This window comes from Nevskia sp., assembly GCF_021732705.1.
Taxonomy (GTDB): Bacteria; Pseudomonadota; Gammaproteobacteria; order Nevskiales; family Nevskiaceae; genus Nevskia.
The window spans coordinates 130,274-145,834 of sequence record NZ_JAKFUM010000008.1 but is presented as its reverse complement, the minus strand read 5'-3'; the positions used below and the strand labels follow the sequence as shown (position 1 = coordinate 145,834).

Here is a 15,561-nt window from a genome sequence, read left to right as displayed (position 1 = left end):
CCGATGCCGCAGACCGCGGCAGGCTTTTCGCGGCCCGGCCCGGCCCGGCCCGGCCCGGCCCTGACCGGCGCCGATGCCGCGCTCAGGCCGTCGGATGCAACCCGGGCTTGCTGCGCTTGCCGCGACGGCTGGCGACAACGGTGTTGGCGGCCTGGCGCTCGGCCGCCAGTTCATCGATGTAGCGATGCAGGGTCTCGATCGCTTCCGCCCGGCCATCGCCGGCATGGGCGCTCATGTTCGACTTGTAGAAATCGTGATTGCCCATGAAGCGATCGACATCGCTCGGGTTCAGGCGCAGGCGGTCGCCGCGCATGCCCACACCCATGCGCTCGATCATCCACGCGTTCAGGCGCTGCTCGAAGGCTTCTTCCGGCAGCGCCAGGATGGGCTTGCCGAAGTGGATCGCTTCGCCGATGGTCTGGTTGCCGGCGGTCGAGATCACCGCCTTGCAGTTCGCCAGATCGTGGACGAACCACTCGTTGCTCGGCGCGCGGAAGTCGAGATTCTCGACCTTGCCGCGGAACGGCGTGCCGTAGATCACCACCGGGCAGTCGAGCTGGCGCAGGGCGTGATCGATGTTCGGCCGGTACTGGTGCTCGCCCTTGTTGAAGTAGACGAGCAGGAAATCGCCATCGCTCGGCGTCGTGCGCAGCACTTCGTCGCGCAGCATCGGCCCGATCACCTTGACCCCCGGGTAGGCGCCTTCGGCCGGATAGAAGCTGGCGATCAGGATGCGCTCCGGAATGCCCATCAGGCTGCGGTAGCCGATGGCGTCGCGCATGCCCATCAGCCACAGGTCCGGCGGGAAGTGCGGCTTGCAGTAGGCGATGATGCCGACGTGATCGAAGCTGATGCGCGGCAGTTTCAGCTTGCGCGCCAGGCGGTGGGTCCAGGCTTCGGAATCGGAAATCACCAGTTCCGTGCCGCGCGCCTTCATCTCGCGCTCGACGATCTCCGAGCCATGGCCACCGAAGAACAGGTCTGCCATCGGCGCCAGGTTCTTCGCGATCGTCTTCGGCACCGAGTGGCTGCCGCTGGCCTGATAGACGTAGCCGATGGTGGGAATGCGCACGGTCGGGAACAGCGGCGCCAGCACGTCATAGGCATCGCCACCGGCATAGACGGTGACCTCGTGCGCAGCCATCAGGCTCGGCAGCACGGCCATCGTGCGCATGGCGTGGCCGCGTCCGTAGCCCATCACTCCGTATGCAATCTTCATCGCCGCCGGCTTCAGTGATTCCCGGCCAGACTTTATGAAGCGGCGGTAAAGGCTGGATGACGGTGAGGTGACGGTTAGGTGAAGCGGAAACGAACGGGTTCAGTGGAACGCCGGAGAGGATGGGTCCGATAGCATCGGCGGCCGGCCGGCCTGTACGGGAAACCGGACGTTGCCGACCTGCGCCCACTGCCAGTCCGATGTCACCCCTTCGATGCCGCGAACAGCCCAGTCCTTCGCTTCCGGGAAAGACAGGTGGGAGGGCTGGACCAGCACGTGGGCGGCGATCTGCCAGCCATCGGCGCTGTTGGCGTAAATCAGCGGCGGAAGCTGCCGATCGTGAGGACCCGGCGCCACCAGCCATTGCTCCGCGTCGGGATCAACCACGCTCAAGCGAACCGGCGTCAGCAGACAGTGGCTGCGTGGATACAGGCATCCGAACTTGATGTCTTGTCGTTTGATTTCGAGGAAATAGCCGCCAGAGCCAAGCTTTTCGGCGTGAGGCCGCTCGGATTTCTGGCTCAGGTCCTGGTCGATGGCTTTCAGCAGCGCTTCCGGTGGCTCGGCGCCGGCCGGGATCAGGATGAAATCGGCTGCCACCAGCGGGCGATCCACAACCTGTTCCGCCCCGTCGGCCGCCAGTGCTTCGTCAATCTTCGCCATGAAGTCGGCATTCCCGGCATGTGCCGGATCGGCTTTCAGCGACTTCAAGGCCTGACGCCCGCCCCGTCCCAGTAGACGGGCAAAGGTCCGGACATCGAACTCCGCTGCAGTCGTCTCGCCGCGCTCCAGCCGCGCCAACTGCGAACGGATGGTGATGGCGCGGAAATCCAGCAGCGGAGATTGCGTGGCCAGCACGGTCGCCACCACGAACGCGGCCAGCAGCGGATTCGCCATTTGCAGTCGTGCGAGCCAGCGGCCACGGCCGGGCAATACGGCAATCGCCAGCAGCACGGCGTGCAGCAGCAGAATGGCTGCAACCAGTGCTCCGGTCAGCCGATCGACCGTCCAGCCGTGCTGGCTCACGCGCAGTGCAATGGCATAGGCTGCCAAGGCGGCATGCACCGGCATCGTCAGCAAGCCGGCGCCGACGACATGGCGCAGCCAGCGCGGGTAGGGATCGTCGGCCTCGCCGTCCTGAAACACGCCGTTGGTCAATACCAGCGTGCCCAGTACCAGCCACAGCAGCAGGCTCGCCGGCCGCCCGGTTTTCCATAGCGGCTCCACGCCCTGCAGCAGCACTACCGCCAGAAACGACAGTGCCAGCACGGCGATGAAAGGCAACAGGGCACGGCATAGGCTCAGGCACAGCCGCAACAAGGCGCGCAAAGCACCACCCTGCGCGCGGCACAGCACCAGGCCGAACCCGGTCATCAGGCCATTGGCGGGATAGATGAAGCGTACTTCGTCAAACAAGTCGCGGAACACGGTGATCCCGAGCAATACGAACAGGGCAGCCCACAGCCAGAGGATCAGCCACGACACGCCGATGAACAGTGCAGTGCCCGCCAGCGCCAGCGCATTGTCCCAGGCATATCGAAACAACAACGGATACGGCGGCTGCCACGCATCGCCGGGCTGGCGGTCACGCCCGGCCTGCAGGAAAGGCAGCAGGATGAACAAGGCCACGACGAGGCTCGGAATATACGTAGCGCGCACCGGTCCGCAGCCCGTTCCCGGCGGGAAGCACGCGGTGCCGTTGTGCAGCGACAGCCCAAGCAGCAGCATGGCGGTCAAGCCGATCACCACCCAGGTCCGGCGCTCGTCGATCCGGCTGATCATCAGCGCCAGCATCAGCGGCGGCGCCGTTGCCAGCGTGTAGCCGGCAAACAGCACGCGGGAATCGCTGAGCCATGGCCAATACCATTCCTGACCCTGATGCAGCAGCAGCAGCGCCAGCGACGCCAGCACGGCGACCAGCACGATCAATGCTTGCGTCGCCCGATCCGGCGCGCCGTCACCGGCCACACGCCCGCCCTGCACGATCTCGTCCATGATTTCTGCAACCTTCCTGTGGCTGGGGTTGCCGCATAATCGCGCAACCCGAATACCGACATCGTTTCCAGTGAACCTGCTCGACCCCGAACTGATCGTTGCCTTCCTGACCCTGGCCGCGCTCGAAATCGTCCTCGGCATCGACAACATCATCTTCCTGTCGATCATGGCGGCGAAGCTGCCGGCACATCAGCAGGCGCGCGCCCGGACCATCGGTCTGGCGGGCGCGATGGGCACGCGCATCCTGCTGCTGGTATCGCTGGCGTGGATCGCGAAGCTGACCAACGACCTGTTCGCGATCGGCGACATGGGCTTTTCCGGCCGCGACCTGATCCTGTTCTTCGGCGGCGTGTTCCTGGTCTGGAAGGCGGGCAAGGAAATCCGCGAGATGCTGACCAGCGACGGCCACAGCGTGGGTCATGCGCCCGGCGCGGCCGCCGTCGGCTTCATGAGCGTGATCGTCCAGATCATGATTCTGGACATCGTGTTCTCGCTCGATTCGGTGATCACCGCCGTCGGCATGACCACCAACCTGCCGGTGATGATCGCGGCGATCGTGGCGGCGGTGATCGCGATGATGTTCTTCTCCGGCCCCCTGTCGCGCTTCGTAGACGCCAACCCGACGGTCAAGATGCTGGCACTGGCCTTCCTCGTACTGATCGGCATCGTGCTGATGGCCGAAGGCGTGGAGGTGCACTTCTCGAAGGCCTATGTCTACACCGCGATGGGCTTCTCGGTGGCCGTGGAACTGCTCAACCTGCGGCTCAGGAAGCACCTGCTGCGGTATGGTGCGCACTGATTTCGCACCCCCCATGTTTCGATGCAGGTTGACACGCACGTCGCAGATCTCGTTTCCGGACTGAACCCCGCCCAGCGCGAGGCGGTCACCGCGCCGCCCGAGCACCGGCTGGTGCTGGCCGGCGCCGGCTCCGGCAAGACCCGGGTGCTGACCCACCGCATCGCGTGGCTGATCGCGGTCGAAGGGGTATCGCCGCATTCGATCCTGGCGGTGACCTTCACCAACAAGGCCGCCGCCGAGATGCGCAGCCGGATCGAAGCGCTGGTCACCGTGCCGGTGCGGACGATGTGGGTCGGCACGTTCCACGGCATCGCCCACCGCATGCTGCGGCTGCACTGGAAAGACGCCGACCTGCCGCAGAACTTCCAGATTCTCGATGCCGACGATCAGCAGCGCCTCGTCAAGCGCGTGATCCGCGCGCTGGACCTGTCGGAAGAGCAGTGGGTGCCGAAGCAGATCACCGGCTGGATCAACGCCCAGAAGGAAGAGGGCCGCCGCCCGCACGGCATGGAGGATCAGGGCGATTTCGCGCAGCGCCAGCTGGTGCGCATCTACAGCGCCTACGAAGCCCAGTGCAAGCAGAACGGCCTGGTCGACTTCGCCGAACTGCTGCTGCGCGCCCACGAGCTGTGCCGCGACGTGCCGTCGATCCAGCAGCATTACCGCAACCGCTTTCGGCACATCCTGGTCGACGAGTTCCAGGACACCAACACGCTGCAGTACGCCTGGCTGCAGGTGCTCGCCGGCCGCACCGGCACGATGTTCGCGGTGGGTGATGACGACCAATGTCTCGCCGCTGGCACACCGGTGACGATGGCCGATGGCAGCCAGCGACCGATTGAGCGGGTCGCCCCCGGGGATCAAGTGCTGTCGGCGCATGGCAGCGGCACGCTGAAGCCATCGACCGTGCGACGCACGAAGCAGCTCGGTGCCCGAAGCGATCTGGTCGAGATCATCACGCGTGACGGCCATCGCCTGCTGTCGACGCCGGAGCACACGCATTTCGCGGGTTATCGGCTGGGCGAAGCGCCTGCGCTGTACTTCAGCTACCTGATGTACAAGCGCGGCATCGGCTGGCGCATCGGCACGTCGCAGACCTACACCCGTGGCCAGCGTCGGCCGATGCTCGGTTTCAAGCAGCGCTGCCTGCAAGAACATGCCGACGCGCTTTGGGTGATCGGCACGCACGCGACAGAAAGCGAGGCCCGCCGCGACGAAATGCTGACCAGCCTGCGTTACGGCCTGCCGACCCTGCCGTTCGTGGCGCGCAAGGGCGGCTCGACCCGCGGTCTGGTCCACGATGCGGCGCTGATCGCGCAGGTCTTCGCATCGCTGGACACGGAAAGTGCTGCCCACCATCTGCTGGCCGATCGTGACCTGAACGCCGACGAACCGCACCATCGCCCGCAATCACGGGACTCGAATCGCCGCAACATCGTCGTCACGCTGTGCGGGGACCGTCGCGGTGCCGCCCCGATGCACCGGATCTCGATCATCGGCAACGATGTGCTCGGCCGCGCGATCCTCGGCACGCTCGGGCTGTCGGTGCGCCCCGCCAAGGCGGGTTCCGAAAGCTGGCGCTTTGAAACATCACGCCGTGATTTTGGTGAGCTGTATGCCATCGCCGAGCGCGCGGCCAAGGCGCTGTCCGGTCAGGTGCTGCTGCAGGCCAATCTCGGCCGCGGCAACGAAGGCGGCCGCTCGCTGCCATTCATTCGAGCCGGCTCGATTCGCCCCGGCATGGCCATGGTGACGGCCGATGGCCGTTTCGATGTCGTCACCGACGTCCGTCGTGTGTCGGGCCCCGCCGCGGTCCACGATCTCGATATCGACAGCACGCACAACTTCGTCGCCGGCGGTCTGGTCACGCACAACTCGATCTACAGCTGGCGCGGTGCGAAGGTCGAGAACATGGCCAAGCTCGGGCGGGATTTTCCGGGCTCCGAAGTGGTGCGGCTGGAGCAGAACTATCGCTCGACCGGCACGATCCTCAAGGCCGCGAACGGGCTGATCGAGAAGAACGCCGGGCGGCTCGGCAAGGTGCTGTGGACCGACAGCGGCGATGGCGACCCGATCCAGCTCTATGCCGCGTTCAACGAGTACGACGAGGCGGAATTCGTTGTCGGCCGGATCAAGACCCATCACGAGAGCACGTTCGCATTGAAGGACTGCGCGATCCTGTATCGCTCGAACGCGCAGTCCCGCGTGCTGGAAGAAGCGCTGATCCGCAATCGCATGCCGTATCGCATCTATGGCGGCCTGCGCTTCTTCGAGCGGCAGGAAGTGAAGGATGCGCTGGCCTATCTGCGGCTGGTCGCGATCCGCGACGACGATTCCAGCTTCGAGCGCGCGGTGAACACGCCGCCGCGCGGCATCGGTGCCACCACGCTGGACAAGCTGCGGACCCTGGCGCGTGATGCCGGTGTCTCGCTGTGGAAGGCGGCGGTCGGCGCCGGGCCGGCGCTCGGCCGCAGCGCCGGGCACCTCAAGGCGTTCATCGACCTGATCGATGGTCTGGCCCGCGATACCGAGGGCAAGCCGCTGGCCGAGCTGATGAAGCTGGCGATCGAGCGCTCGGGTCTGCGCGAGCACTACAAGAAGGACAAGGGCGAGCAGGCCGAGGCGCGGCTCGACAACCTCGATGAACTAGTCAACGCCGCGCGCGGCTTCGAGCGGCCGCCGGAAGACGACGGGCTGGACCCGCTGAACGCGTTCCTCGCCCACGCCTCGCTTGAAGCCGGCGAGCGTCAGGCCGGCGTCGGCGAGGACTGCGTGCAGCTGATGACCCTGCACTCGGCGAAAGGCCTCGAATTCCCGGTGGTGTTTCTCGTCGGCATGGAAAACGGCCTGTTCCCGAGCCAGCGCGCGGTCGATGGCGGCTCGCTGGAGGAAGAGCGGCGTCTGGCCTATGTCGGCCTGACCCGCGCGCGGCAGCAGCTGTATCTGAGCTACGCCGAAATCCGCCGCATCCACGGGCAGGAACAGATCGGCATGCCGTCGATGTTCCTGAAGGACATCCCGGCCGAGACGCTGGTCGAAACCCGGCCGCGCGCCGGCATCCTGCGGCCGGCGTACGGCGGCCCGTCCGGCACCGGCGGCTACGGCGGTGGCAGCTCGTATGGCGGCGGCGGCAGTGGCTACGGCGGCGGTTACGGTGGCCAGAGCCGCTATGGCCGGGCGGTCGACGTGCCGCCGGCGCGGACCAAGATGACCGCGGCCACCACCGGCGAAGGCCCGGGCGGTTTCCGGCTCGGCGATCGCGTGCGGCACGCCAAGTTTGGCGAAGGCACCATCCTGAGCTTCGATGGCGATGCCGACCGCACGCGCATCGAGATCAAGTTCCGCGAGGCCGGCACCAAGTGGCTGATGCTGTCGTACGCGCATCTCGAAAAGCTGTGAGGATCGACGAATGAATGCCACGGTCATCTGGGTGCTGATCCTCGTCGTCGCGCTGATCGTCGGCCCGTTCGCGACCCTGCGGGCGGTGTCGCACTACAAGGCGCGCAAGGCCACCCGCGCGGCACCCCCGAAGCCGGACGACGAGGACGACCCGGACAAGCCGAAAGGCTTCTGGTAGCGCGGCGTCGGGGCGGACGCGGCCCGACTTCGGACTCTTCGCCACACGACGCGCCGCATCGCCTGGCCGTGCAGTCGGCGTGACGCTTGGTCACACTGGCACCCACAAGACGCCTTGCCGCATCGGCTGGACCGACGCGGGACAAGGCTGGGCACGGCTGGACCCGGGGGAGCCGCAACACCATGAATAGCCTGCGATTGATCGCGACCGGTGCCATCGCCGGCGCGCTGCTGACTTTGACCGCCTGCAGCCAGGGCCTTGATCCGGCCGCCGCCGCGCTGCCGCAGGCGGCGCTTGCCGATCCGGCGCGCGCGCAATGCGTGGTGCGCAGCCCGCGGCTGCAGGTCGGTGCCGGGCGCGATGCCAGCGGGCGGCTCGAAGCGCCGCTGTCGACACCGGTCGGCGCGGCATCCGGTGCCTGCAGCGGCAACACGCGGTTTCGTTTCGGCAGCGGGCTGCACGACGTCACCGGCGTTGTCGCCTACACCGGCGGCTCGGGCTGGGAATCGCCGACGCAGGTGTTCCGCGGCCTGCACCAGCGCCAGTACGCGCGGGCATTCGCGTTCGAGTCGCCGTGCAACGGCCAGCGCGTGATGTTCGTCTCCGCCGACATCGGCCTGATGTACGGCTCGCTGCGGCTCGGCGTGCTCGATGCCATCGCCGCCGATCCCGAGCTGTCGCGCCACTACCGCGGCGACAACCTGATGCTGTCGGCCACGCACACCCATTCCGGGCCGGCCGGCTATGCCCATCACGAGGCCGGCAACGCGCTGCACTTCGGCTACGACGAAACCGTCTACAACGGCATCGTCCACGGCATCGTCGAAGCGATCCGGCTGGCGCATGCGAACCTGCAGGCGCATCCGCAGACCGCCCCGATCCGCATGGCGATCGGCGAACTGCTCGATACCAGCATCAACCGCTCCAAGCCGGCGTTCGCGATGAACAGCGAAGCCGAGCGCCGCGAGTTCCTCGATGCCCTGGGCAACCCGATCGAGACCGACAAGCGAGTGGTCCAGCTCAATCTGGTGCGCGACGGCGGCAGCGCCGTCGGCCTCGTCAACTGGTTCGGCGTCCATCCGACCACGATCGGCCCGACGCAGCATTTCGTCAGCAGCGACAACAAGGGCTACGCCGCACTCGGCTTCGAGCGGGTGATGAAGACCCGCTATGCCGCCGCCACCGATGGCGCCGATACGTTCGTGAGCGCGTTCGCACAGACCGACGAGGGCGATGCCTCGCCCAACCTGTTCATCGAGCAGTTCCCGCACCCCGACCCGGCACGCGGTGGCGGCGTCGACGATTTCGACTCCAACGCCATCGCCGGCACCAAGCAGCTGGCGCGGGCGCTGAGCCTGTATGCGCAGGGTTCGGCGCTGCGCGGGCCGGTCGACACCCGCTTCTTCCACGTGGCGATGAACCGCGTCACGGTGACCGATCCGGTGGTGCTGGCCAGCCTGCGCCATCCGGCCGCGCTCGATGTGTCGAGCAAGCAGACCTGCAACGGCGCGCTCGGCGTGTCGTTCCCGGCGGGTGCCGAGGACGGGCCGAGCCCGACCGGCGTCGAAGGGGTGTCGTGCGCATCGAGCCCGGATCTGATCGCCCGCGCTGTCGCCGATTTCCAGGCGCTGGCCAGCTTCCGCGTGCCGGCCAGTGTCGTCTCCGGCGCGCTGCTGTGCCGGGCCGATACCTTGCCGCTGCTGGGCCTCGGCTGCCATGCCGAGAAGCCGGTGCTGCTGCCGGTCAACCTCGCGGAGGCGGCCGGCGGCGTGCTCGATCCGCTGCTGAACGGGCTCGATCTGACCACCAATCTGGAACCGGCCGTGATGCCGTTCCAGCTGTTCCGCATCGGCAACCTCGCGATCGTCGGGCTGCCGTGGGAAGTCACCACGGTGTCGGCGCGGCGGCTGCGCAAGACCGTGCTCGACGTGCTGGCACCGGCCGGCGTCGATACCGTGGTCATCGCCGGCCTCGCCAACGACTACATCCACTACCTGACCACGCGCGAGGAATACGCGAGCCAGCAGTACGAGGGTGCTTCGACCGTGTTCGGCCCATGGTCGCTCGCCGCCGTGCAGCAGGAAACGCGGCGGCTGGCGATCGCGCTGCGCGACGGCGCGGCGGTGGCGCCGGGCCCGGCGTATCCGCGCGTCACGCCGATCCTGCGCCGCCCGCCGTATGTGCCATCCGATCTGCCGGTGCAGCCGTTCGGCACCGTCGTGACCGATGTGCCCGCGACCGCGCGCCCGGGCGACACGGTGCGCGCCGAGTTCCAGGCCGGCCACCCGCGCAACGATCTGCGGACGCAGGCGAGCTATGTCGATGCCGAACGCCGCCGTGCCGACGGCAGCTGGGAAACGGTGGCCCAGGACCGCGATCCGGAACTGTTCTACGAATGGAACCCGTCGCTGCCGTCGCCGCTGCCGATCGATCCGCCGGTGATCGGCCCATCGACCGCCGCCGCGATCTGGCAGATCCCGGCCAACACGCCGCCCGGCACGTATCGCCTGCGCCATCGCGGCGCGGCGCGGACCTCGCCGCTGGCGCCGGTTACCGCCTATGAAGGCGTGTCGAGCCCGTTCACCGTCGCCGGGCCGGTGGCGGAGTGTCCGTGAAGCTGCCGCCAAGGCGACCACGTCGCGAGCGCTGAGCCGCCTTGATTCGGCGGCGCGCGGCACCCATGTCCGGTCGATGAGCAAGGCAACCGGGGCTGCAAGGTGCTGATCTGGGACTGGACGATCGGCATCGTCGATTTCGCGATGGGCCTGTTCGCGGCCGTCGTCTGCGTCACCTACTGGCGCCGCCGGCAGGCCCGGCGCCGGCGCGAACTCGCGCCCTTTCCGCCGCACTGGCGGGCGCTGCTCGAACGGCGACTCGTGCTGCTGCGCCGGCTGACGCCGGACCAGCGCCGCCTGCACGAAAAGCGGGTGATGGAATTCCTGACCGACATCCGCCTGCTGGGCCGTGGCGGTCTGGAACTGACCGAAGAGATGCGCGTGCTGATCGCCGGCTTCGCCTGCCTGATGCTGCTGCGGCCGGATGCCTACGTGTTCCGGGGGCTCAAATCGGTGCTGGTCTATCCGGCGCCGTTCTGGGTGCGGCATCACGAGCCGGACGAGCTCGGTCTGGTCAATGATCAGCCGGAGCTGCGACTCGGCGAATCCTGGAACGGCGAGCGCGTGGTGCTGAGCTGGGAAGACGTCGAGGCCGCGCTCGACGGCGATGCCGTCAACGTCCTCGTCCATGAATTCGCCCATCAGCTGGACGACGAGAACCCGGAAACCGAAGGCGCGCCGTTGCTGCCCGACTACACGCGCTGGTCGAAGGTGATGACGGCCGAGTTCAAGGCGCTGAAGCAGCGCTCGTCCCAGGTGCTGGACGACTACGGTCTCGAAGGCCCGACCGAATTCTTCGCCGTGGCCACCGAAGCCTATTTCCAGCGCGGCACCGAACTGCGCCTGCTGCACCCGCCGCTGTATGAGTTGTTACGCGATTACTACCGGATCGAGACGTCGGATTGAGGTTCGGCGCTGCCTCGAACAGGTTTTCAGGTCACCGAATCCGGAAACAAGTCATCGTAGGTCGGATCAGCGTGCTCGAACTGGAGCGCGTGGTGGATCGCCACCTTGCGGACCGTTTCCAGCTCGACTTGCGGCGGAACATCAATGCAAATGTACCGTCCGTTCGATCCCTCAAATGTGCAGCCGAGGGACACGAATTCCGCCAGCGTCTGCGCCGAAGTCGAGCCATCGGTCGCGGCGGTCTCGAACAGCACGCGAATCATCCGATGGCCTGACTTCGTGACCACCCGCTCGAAACTGGCGATGCCGCGCTCGTCATCGAACGGTGCCAGCACCACATCCCCCCAAGAAACGGAGTAGGCATAAAACGGACTGTTGTCGATCCGGAAAAGGTCGTTCCCGAGCGGGAACGCCCATAGCGTCTCGCAGAATTCCCCGCCGTCCCCGTTCGGCACACGAAACAGAACCTTCGCCATGTCCGGATACTGGCTCATGACCGGACGGCCTCAGCGTACCGCCCGCTCCACCACCCGCCGCTGCATGCCGTGGTCGGTGAAGAACTTGACGATCCCCGGCAGCAGCCGCTCGGGCTTCGTGCGCAGTTCGAGGATCGATTTCGCCTCCAGAAACTGCGTGTTCGGCAGTTGCCGGGCAAGGGCTGCGGCGTCGTCGAACGGATGCAGGAAGTCGCCGGGGTGGCCGATGATCAGCGTCGGCATGGTCATCGCGCGGCGGGCGGCCAGATCGGGCACGACCGGGCCGACGAGGATGCCGTGCAGCACGGCCCCGAGTTCTTCCGGCGACATCGACAACAGGTTCATGACCGAGATGCCGACGTTGTGCTTCGGCCGCGGCAGGCGCTTCCAGATGCCGGACCACAGCCGCACCAGCGGCTTGGCGCGGCGCACGGTGATCAGCAGCGGCGCGAACAGCAGCGCGGCGGCGGGCGTCGCCCACTCCATCACCGGCATCTCGATGAACAACGCGCGGACGCGGTTCGGGGCGATGGCGGCGACATGCAGGCTGACATCGGCGCCGAGCGACAGCCCGCCGATCACTGCCTGCCGCACCTTCAGTTCATCGAGCAGCGCGATCACCTGCAGCGCATACAGATCGAAGCGGTGATGCGTCGGCTCGTGCGGGCGGTCGCTGCGGCTGTGGCCGAGCAGGTCGAGCAGCACCACGCGGAAACCCGCGTCGGCCAGCGCCGTGGCGAGATCGCGGTTGACGTGGGCATCGAGCAGCAGGCCGTGCATCAGCACCACGGTCTGCGGACCGGCGCCGTGGATTTCGTAGGCGAGGCGGTGCTCGCCACAGGTGAAGCTGCGCAGTTCGTAGACCATGGATGATGGCGTTTCGGGTGGCGCGACGACCGCGCGCCGCTACTGTAGCGGCGGGACGGCCCACGCGGCGAGACCGGCCAGCCGGCTTGTCGCACCGCGGCCGGGGGTGGCGAACCCACGGGTCATCACCGCGGATGAGCGATCGTCTTGAGCCGATCAAGCCCGGTTGCGCAGTGCAGCACGCGGGGGTACCGTGCGCGCCGTGAAGGAATTCCAGTGATTCGGGCATGAAGATCGTGATTCTGGGCGCAGGCCAGGTCGGCTCCACCTTGGCCGAGAATCTCGCCCGCGAAGCGCACGACATCACCGTGATCGATTCCAACAGCCACGCGCTGGCGGCGCTGCAGGAACGGCTCGACATCCGCACCGTGCTCGGCCACGCCTCGCACCCGGAAACCCTGCGCCGCGCCGGCGTCAACGATGCCGAGATGATCATCGCCGTCACCGACAGCGACGAGACCAACATGCTCGCCTGCCGGATCAGCCAGACGCTGTTCCACACGCCGACCAAGATCGCCCGCGTCCGCGCCGCCGAGTACCTGAACGAGGAAGACCGGCTGTTCCTGCCGGACGCGCTCAGCGTCGACATGCGGATCAGCCCGGAGCAGCTGGTCACCGACGCGATCCTGCGTCTGATCGAGTATCCGGGCGCGCTGCAGGTGGTCGACTTCGCCGACGGCAAGGTGCAGCTGGTCGGTGTGCGCGCGTACTACGGCGGCCCGCTGGTCGGTCACGAACTGCGCGAGCTGCCGAACCATCTGCCGACCGGGGTCGATGCCCGCGTCGCCGCGATCTACCGGCGCGGCCGGCCGATCATTCCGGAAGGCTCGACCATCCTCGAAGCCGACGACGAAGTGTTCTTCGTCGCCGCGCGCGGCCACATCCCGAAGATCATGGCCGAGCTGCGCCGGGTCGATCGCCCGGTGAAGCGCGTGATGCTCGCCGGCGGCGGCAACATCGGCATGCGGCTGGCGCGGGCGCTGGAAAAGAAGTGCCAGGTCAAGATCATCGAACGCTCGACCGACCGCGCACGGCTGCTGTCGCAGCAGTTGAACCACGTCATCGTGCTGGCCGGCGACGCCGCGAACGAAGCGTTGCTGGAAGAGGAAAACATCGAGGACACCGACGTGTTCTGCGCCGTCACCAATGACGACGAAGCGAACATCCTGTCGGCGATGCTGGCCAAGCGCCTCGGCGCAAGGCGCGTGCTGAGCCTGATCAATCGGCTGGCCTATGTCGATCTGGTGGAAGGTGGCGCGATCGACATCGCGGTCTCGCCGCAGCAGGCCACGGTCAGCGCGCTGCTGACCCATGTGCGGCGCGGCGATGTCGCCAAGGTGCACTCGCTGCGGCGCGGGGCGGCGGAAGCGATCGAAGCCGTGGCGCATGGCGACCGGCACAACTCGAAGGTCGTCGGCCGCCGGCTCGACGAGATCAAGCTGCCGCCCGGCACCACCATCGGCGCGCTGGTGCGCGGCGACGACGTGATCATTGCCCACCACGACACCCGGGTGGAGGCGGAAGACCACGTGATCCTGTTCATCGTCGACAAGCGCCGGACCAAGGATGTCGAGAAGCTGTTCCAGGTCGGGCTGACGTTCCTGTAGGCAGCGGCACCGCGCGGGCAACGCCGACGCTGCGCAGCCCGCCCGCTCACTCGCGCCAGAACGTGGGCGTCAGCAGCACGATCAGCACGAACACTTCCAGACGCCCGGTCAGCATCGCGACCGTGCACACCCAGGTCTGGAAATCGGTCAGCACGGCGAAGGTCGTGGCCGGGCCGACCAGGCCCAGGCCCGGGCCGGCGTTGTTCATCGTCGTCACCACGGCGGAGAACGCGGTCACCGGATCGAGTCCGCTGATCAGCAGCAGCAGCGCGAAGACCACGATGCTGATCGTGTACAGGTGGATGAAGCCGAACACCGACAGGATGGTGCGCTCCGACACCACCTGACCGCCGACCTTCAGCGAGTGCATCGCGCTCGGGTGCACGAGGCTCGTCAGCTCGCGCCCGCTCTGCTTGAAGAGGATCAGCGTGCGGATCATCTTGATGCCGCCGCCGGTGGAGCCGGCCGAAGCGGCGACGCAGGACATCGCAAGAATCCAGAAACCGGCGGCGATCGGCCACTGGCCGAAGTCGGCATTGACCAGGCCGCAGTCCAGCGCCACCGACACCAGGTTGAAACTGGCGTAGCGCAGCGCCGTCCAGAAATCCGGATAGACGCCGCTGATCCAGATGTACAGCGCGATGCCGACGCAACTGCCGACCAGCACGCCGATCATCGCCAGCGCCTCGGCATCCCGCCAGTACGGCCGCAGGCTTCGGCCACGCAGCGCGAGGAAGTGCGTGGCGAAGTTGATGCCGGCCAGCACCATGAACACGATCAGGATCACTTCGACCAGCACTGAATCGAAGTAGCCGATGCTGGCGTCGTGGGTCGAGAAGCCGCCAAGCGACAAGGACGCGAAGGCATGGCAGATGGCATCGAACGCGGTCATGCCGGCCAGCCACAGCGCCAGCGCGCAGGCGGCGGTCAGGCCGGTGTAGATCAGCCACAGCGAGCGCGCGGTCTGCACCAGCCGCGGCGTCAGGCGCGAATCCTTGATCGGCCCGGTGGCTTCCGCGCGATACACCTGCATGCCGCCGACACCGAGCAGCGGCAGCACGGCCATCGCGAGGCCGATGATGCCGAGGCCGCCGAGCCAGCACAGCTCGTGACGCCAGAGATTGTGCGCGTGGTCCATGCCATCGAGGCCGGTGAGCACGGTGGCACCGGTCGTGGTGAAGCCCGACATCGTCTCGAAGTAGGCATCGGTGAAGCTCATGCCGAGGCCGATCATCAGCGGCACTGCGGCGGTGGCGGCGAGCAGGGTCCAGGTCAGCGCCACCAGCAGAAAGCCGTCGCGCGATTTCAGCTCGCGGCGGTTTCGCCGCGCGACCAGCCACAGCAGCAGGCCCAGCCCGAAATTGGCCGCCAGCCCGGCGAGGTACGGCCGCAGCGCGCCTTCGTCATTCAGCAGCGAGATGCCGATCGGCGGCAGGAACGCCACGGAAAACGCCATCAGCAGGATGCCGAGCGGACGGGCGACGTTGAGCAAATCCTTCAGCA

The 15,561-nt window shown here is 67.2% G+C and carries 11 protein-coding genes; 6 read left to right on the top strand and 5 right to left on the bottom strand.

Annotated elements, in window-relative coordinates; translation table 11 throughout:
- Positions 1 to 82: 82 nt before the first annotated feature.
- Both QZ951_RS10055 and QZ951_RS10050 read right to left on the bottom strand, forming a co-directional pair.
- Positions 83 to 1,219 carry a glycosyltransferase family protein gene (locus QZ951_RS10055; protein ID WP_293000432.1) on the bottom strand — a complete coding sequence of 379 codons (1,137 nt, stop codon included), beginning with the start codon at positions 1,217 to 1,219 and terminating at the stop codon, positions 83 to 85.
- Between the two features lie 99 nt (positions 1,220 to 1,318).
- Positions 1,319 to 3,211 carry a DUF4153 domain-containing protein gene (locus tag QZ951_RS10050; protein WP_293000431.1) on the bottom strand — a complete coding sequence of 631 codons (1,893 nt, stop codon included), beginning with the start codon at positions 3,209 to 3,211 and terminating at the stop codon, positions 1,319 to 1,321.
- A gap of 70 nt (positions 3,212 to 3,281) precedes the next feature.
- Between QZ951_RS10050 and QZ951_RS10045 the strand changes: the two genes are divergently transcribed.
- The 5 genes from QZ951_RS10045 (at position 3,282) to QZ951_RS10025 (ending at position 11,108) form a co-directional block, all read left to right on the top strand.
- On the top strand, positions 3,282 to 4,010 hold the full coding sequence (locus tag QZ951_RS10045) for a TerC family protein (protein WP_293000430.1): 729 nt from the start codon (positions 3,282 to 3,284) through the stop codon (positions 4,008 to 4,010).
- A 21-nt stretch (positions 4,011 to 4,031) separates the two neighbouring features.
- Complete coding sequence (locus tag QZ951_RS10040) at positions 4,032 to 7,409, top strand: UvrD-helicase domain-containing protein (protein ID WP_293000429.1); 3,378 nt, start codon at positions 4,032 to 4,034, stop codon at positions 7,407 to 7,409.
- 10 nt (positions 7,410 to 7,419) lie between these two features.
- Positions 7,420 to 7,587, top strand: coding sequence for a hypothetical protein (locus QZ951_RS10035; protein ID WP_293000428.1), 168 nt, complete (start codon positions 7,420 to 7,422; stop codon positions 7,585 to 7,587).
- A gap of 182 nt (positions 7,588 to 7,769) precedes the next feature.
- Entirely contained in the window at positions 7,770 to 10,202 is a 2,433-nt protein-coding gene (locus QZ951_RS10030; RefSeq protein ID WP_293000427.1) for a neutral/alkaline non-lysosomal ceramidase N-terminal domain-containing protein, read from the top strand.
- 102 nt (positions 10,203 to 10,304) lie between these two features.
- Positions 10,305 to 11,108 carry a zinc-dependent peptidase gene (locus tag QZ951_RS10025; protein WP_293000426.1) on the top strand — a complete coding sequence of 268 codons (804 nt, stop codon included), beginning with the start codon at positions 10,305 to 10,307 and terminating at the stop codon, positions 11,106 to 11,108.
- A 26-nt stretch (positions 11,109 to 11,134) separates the two neighbouring features.
- Here QZ951_RS10025 and QZ951_RS10020 read toward each other — a convergent pair whose 3' ends face one another.
- Both QZ951_RS10020 and QZ951_RS10015 read right to left on the bottom strand, forming a co-directional pair.
- The gene (locus tag QZ951_RS10020; protein ID WP_293000424.1) at positions 11,135 to 11,602 is read right to left on the bottom strand and encodes a DUF4265 domain-containing protein; all 468 of its coding nucleotides are present in this window, start codon (positions 11,600 to 11,602) and stop codon (positions 11,135 to 11,137) included.
- 12 nt (positions 11,603 to 11,614) lie between these two features.
- Positions 11,615 to 12,451, bottom strand: a complete 837-nt coding sequence (locus tag QZ951_RS10015; RefSeq protein WP_293000423.1) for an alpha/beta hydrolase — start codon at positions 12,449 to 12,451, stop codon at positions 11,615 to 11,617.
- Between the two features lie 227 nt (positions 12,452 to 12,678).
- Between QZ951_RS10015 and trkA the strand changes: the two genes are divergently transcribed.
- Positions 12,679 to 14,058 (top strand): Trk system potassium transporter TrkA, encoded by a 1,380-nt coding sequence (gene trkA, locus QZ951_RS10010; protein WP_293000422.1) that lies wholly within the window; start codon positions 12,679 to 12,681, stop codon positions 14,056 to 14,058.
- 46 nt (positions 14,059 to 14,104) lie between these two features.
- Here trkA and QZ951_RS10005 read toward each other — a convergent pair whose 3' ends face one another.
- Positions 14,105 to 15,559: a potassium transporter TrkG gene (locus QZ951_RS10005; protein ID WP_366943865.1), complete on the bottom strand. Its 1,455-nt coding sequence runs from the start codon at positions 15,557 to 15,559 to the stop codon at positions 14,105 to 14,107.
- Between the last annotated feature and the right edge of the window lie 2 nt (positions 15,560 to 15,561).

Bases quoted from the DNA above. Each gene is read 5' to 3' on its own strand.
- QZ951_RS10055 (WP_293000432.1), bottom strand. From the start codon at position 1,219: ATGAAGATTGCATACGGAGTGATGGGCTACGGACGCGGCCACGCCATG.
- QZ951_RS10050 (WP_293000431.1), bottom strand. From the start codon at position 3,211: ATGGACGAGATCGTGCAGGGCGGGCGTGTGGCCGGTGACGGCGCGCCG.
- QZ951_RS10040 (WP_293000429.1), top strand. From the start codon at position 4,032: ATGCAGGTTGACACGCACGTCGCAGATCTCGTTTCCGGACTGAACCCC.
- QZ951_RS10035 (WP_293000428.1), top strand. From the start codon at position 7,420: ATGAATGCCACGGTCATCTGGGTGCTGATCCTCGTCGTCGCGCTGATC.
- QZ951_RS10030 (WP_293000427.1), top strand. From the start codon at position 7,770: ATGAATAGCCTGCGATTGATCGCGACCGGTGCCATCGCCGGCGCGCTG.
- QZ951_RS10020 (WP_293000424.1), bottom strand. From the start codon at position 11,602: ATGAGCCAGTATCCGGACATGGCGAAGGTTCTGTTTCGTGTGCCGAAC.
- QZ951_RS10015 (WP_293000423.1), bottom strand. From the start codon at position 12,451: ATGGTCTACGAACTGCGCAGCTTCACCTGTGGCGAGCACCGCCTCGCC.
- trkA (WP_293000422.1), top strand. From the start codon at position 12,679: ATGAAGATCGTGATTCTGGGCGCAGGCCAGGTCGGCTCCACCTTGGCC.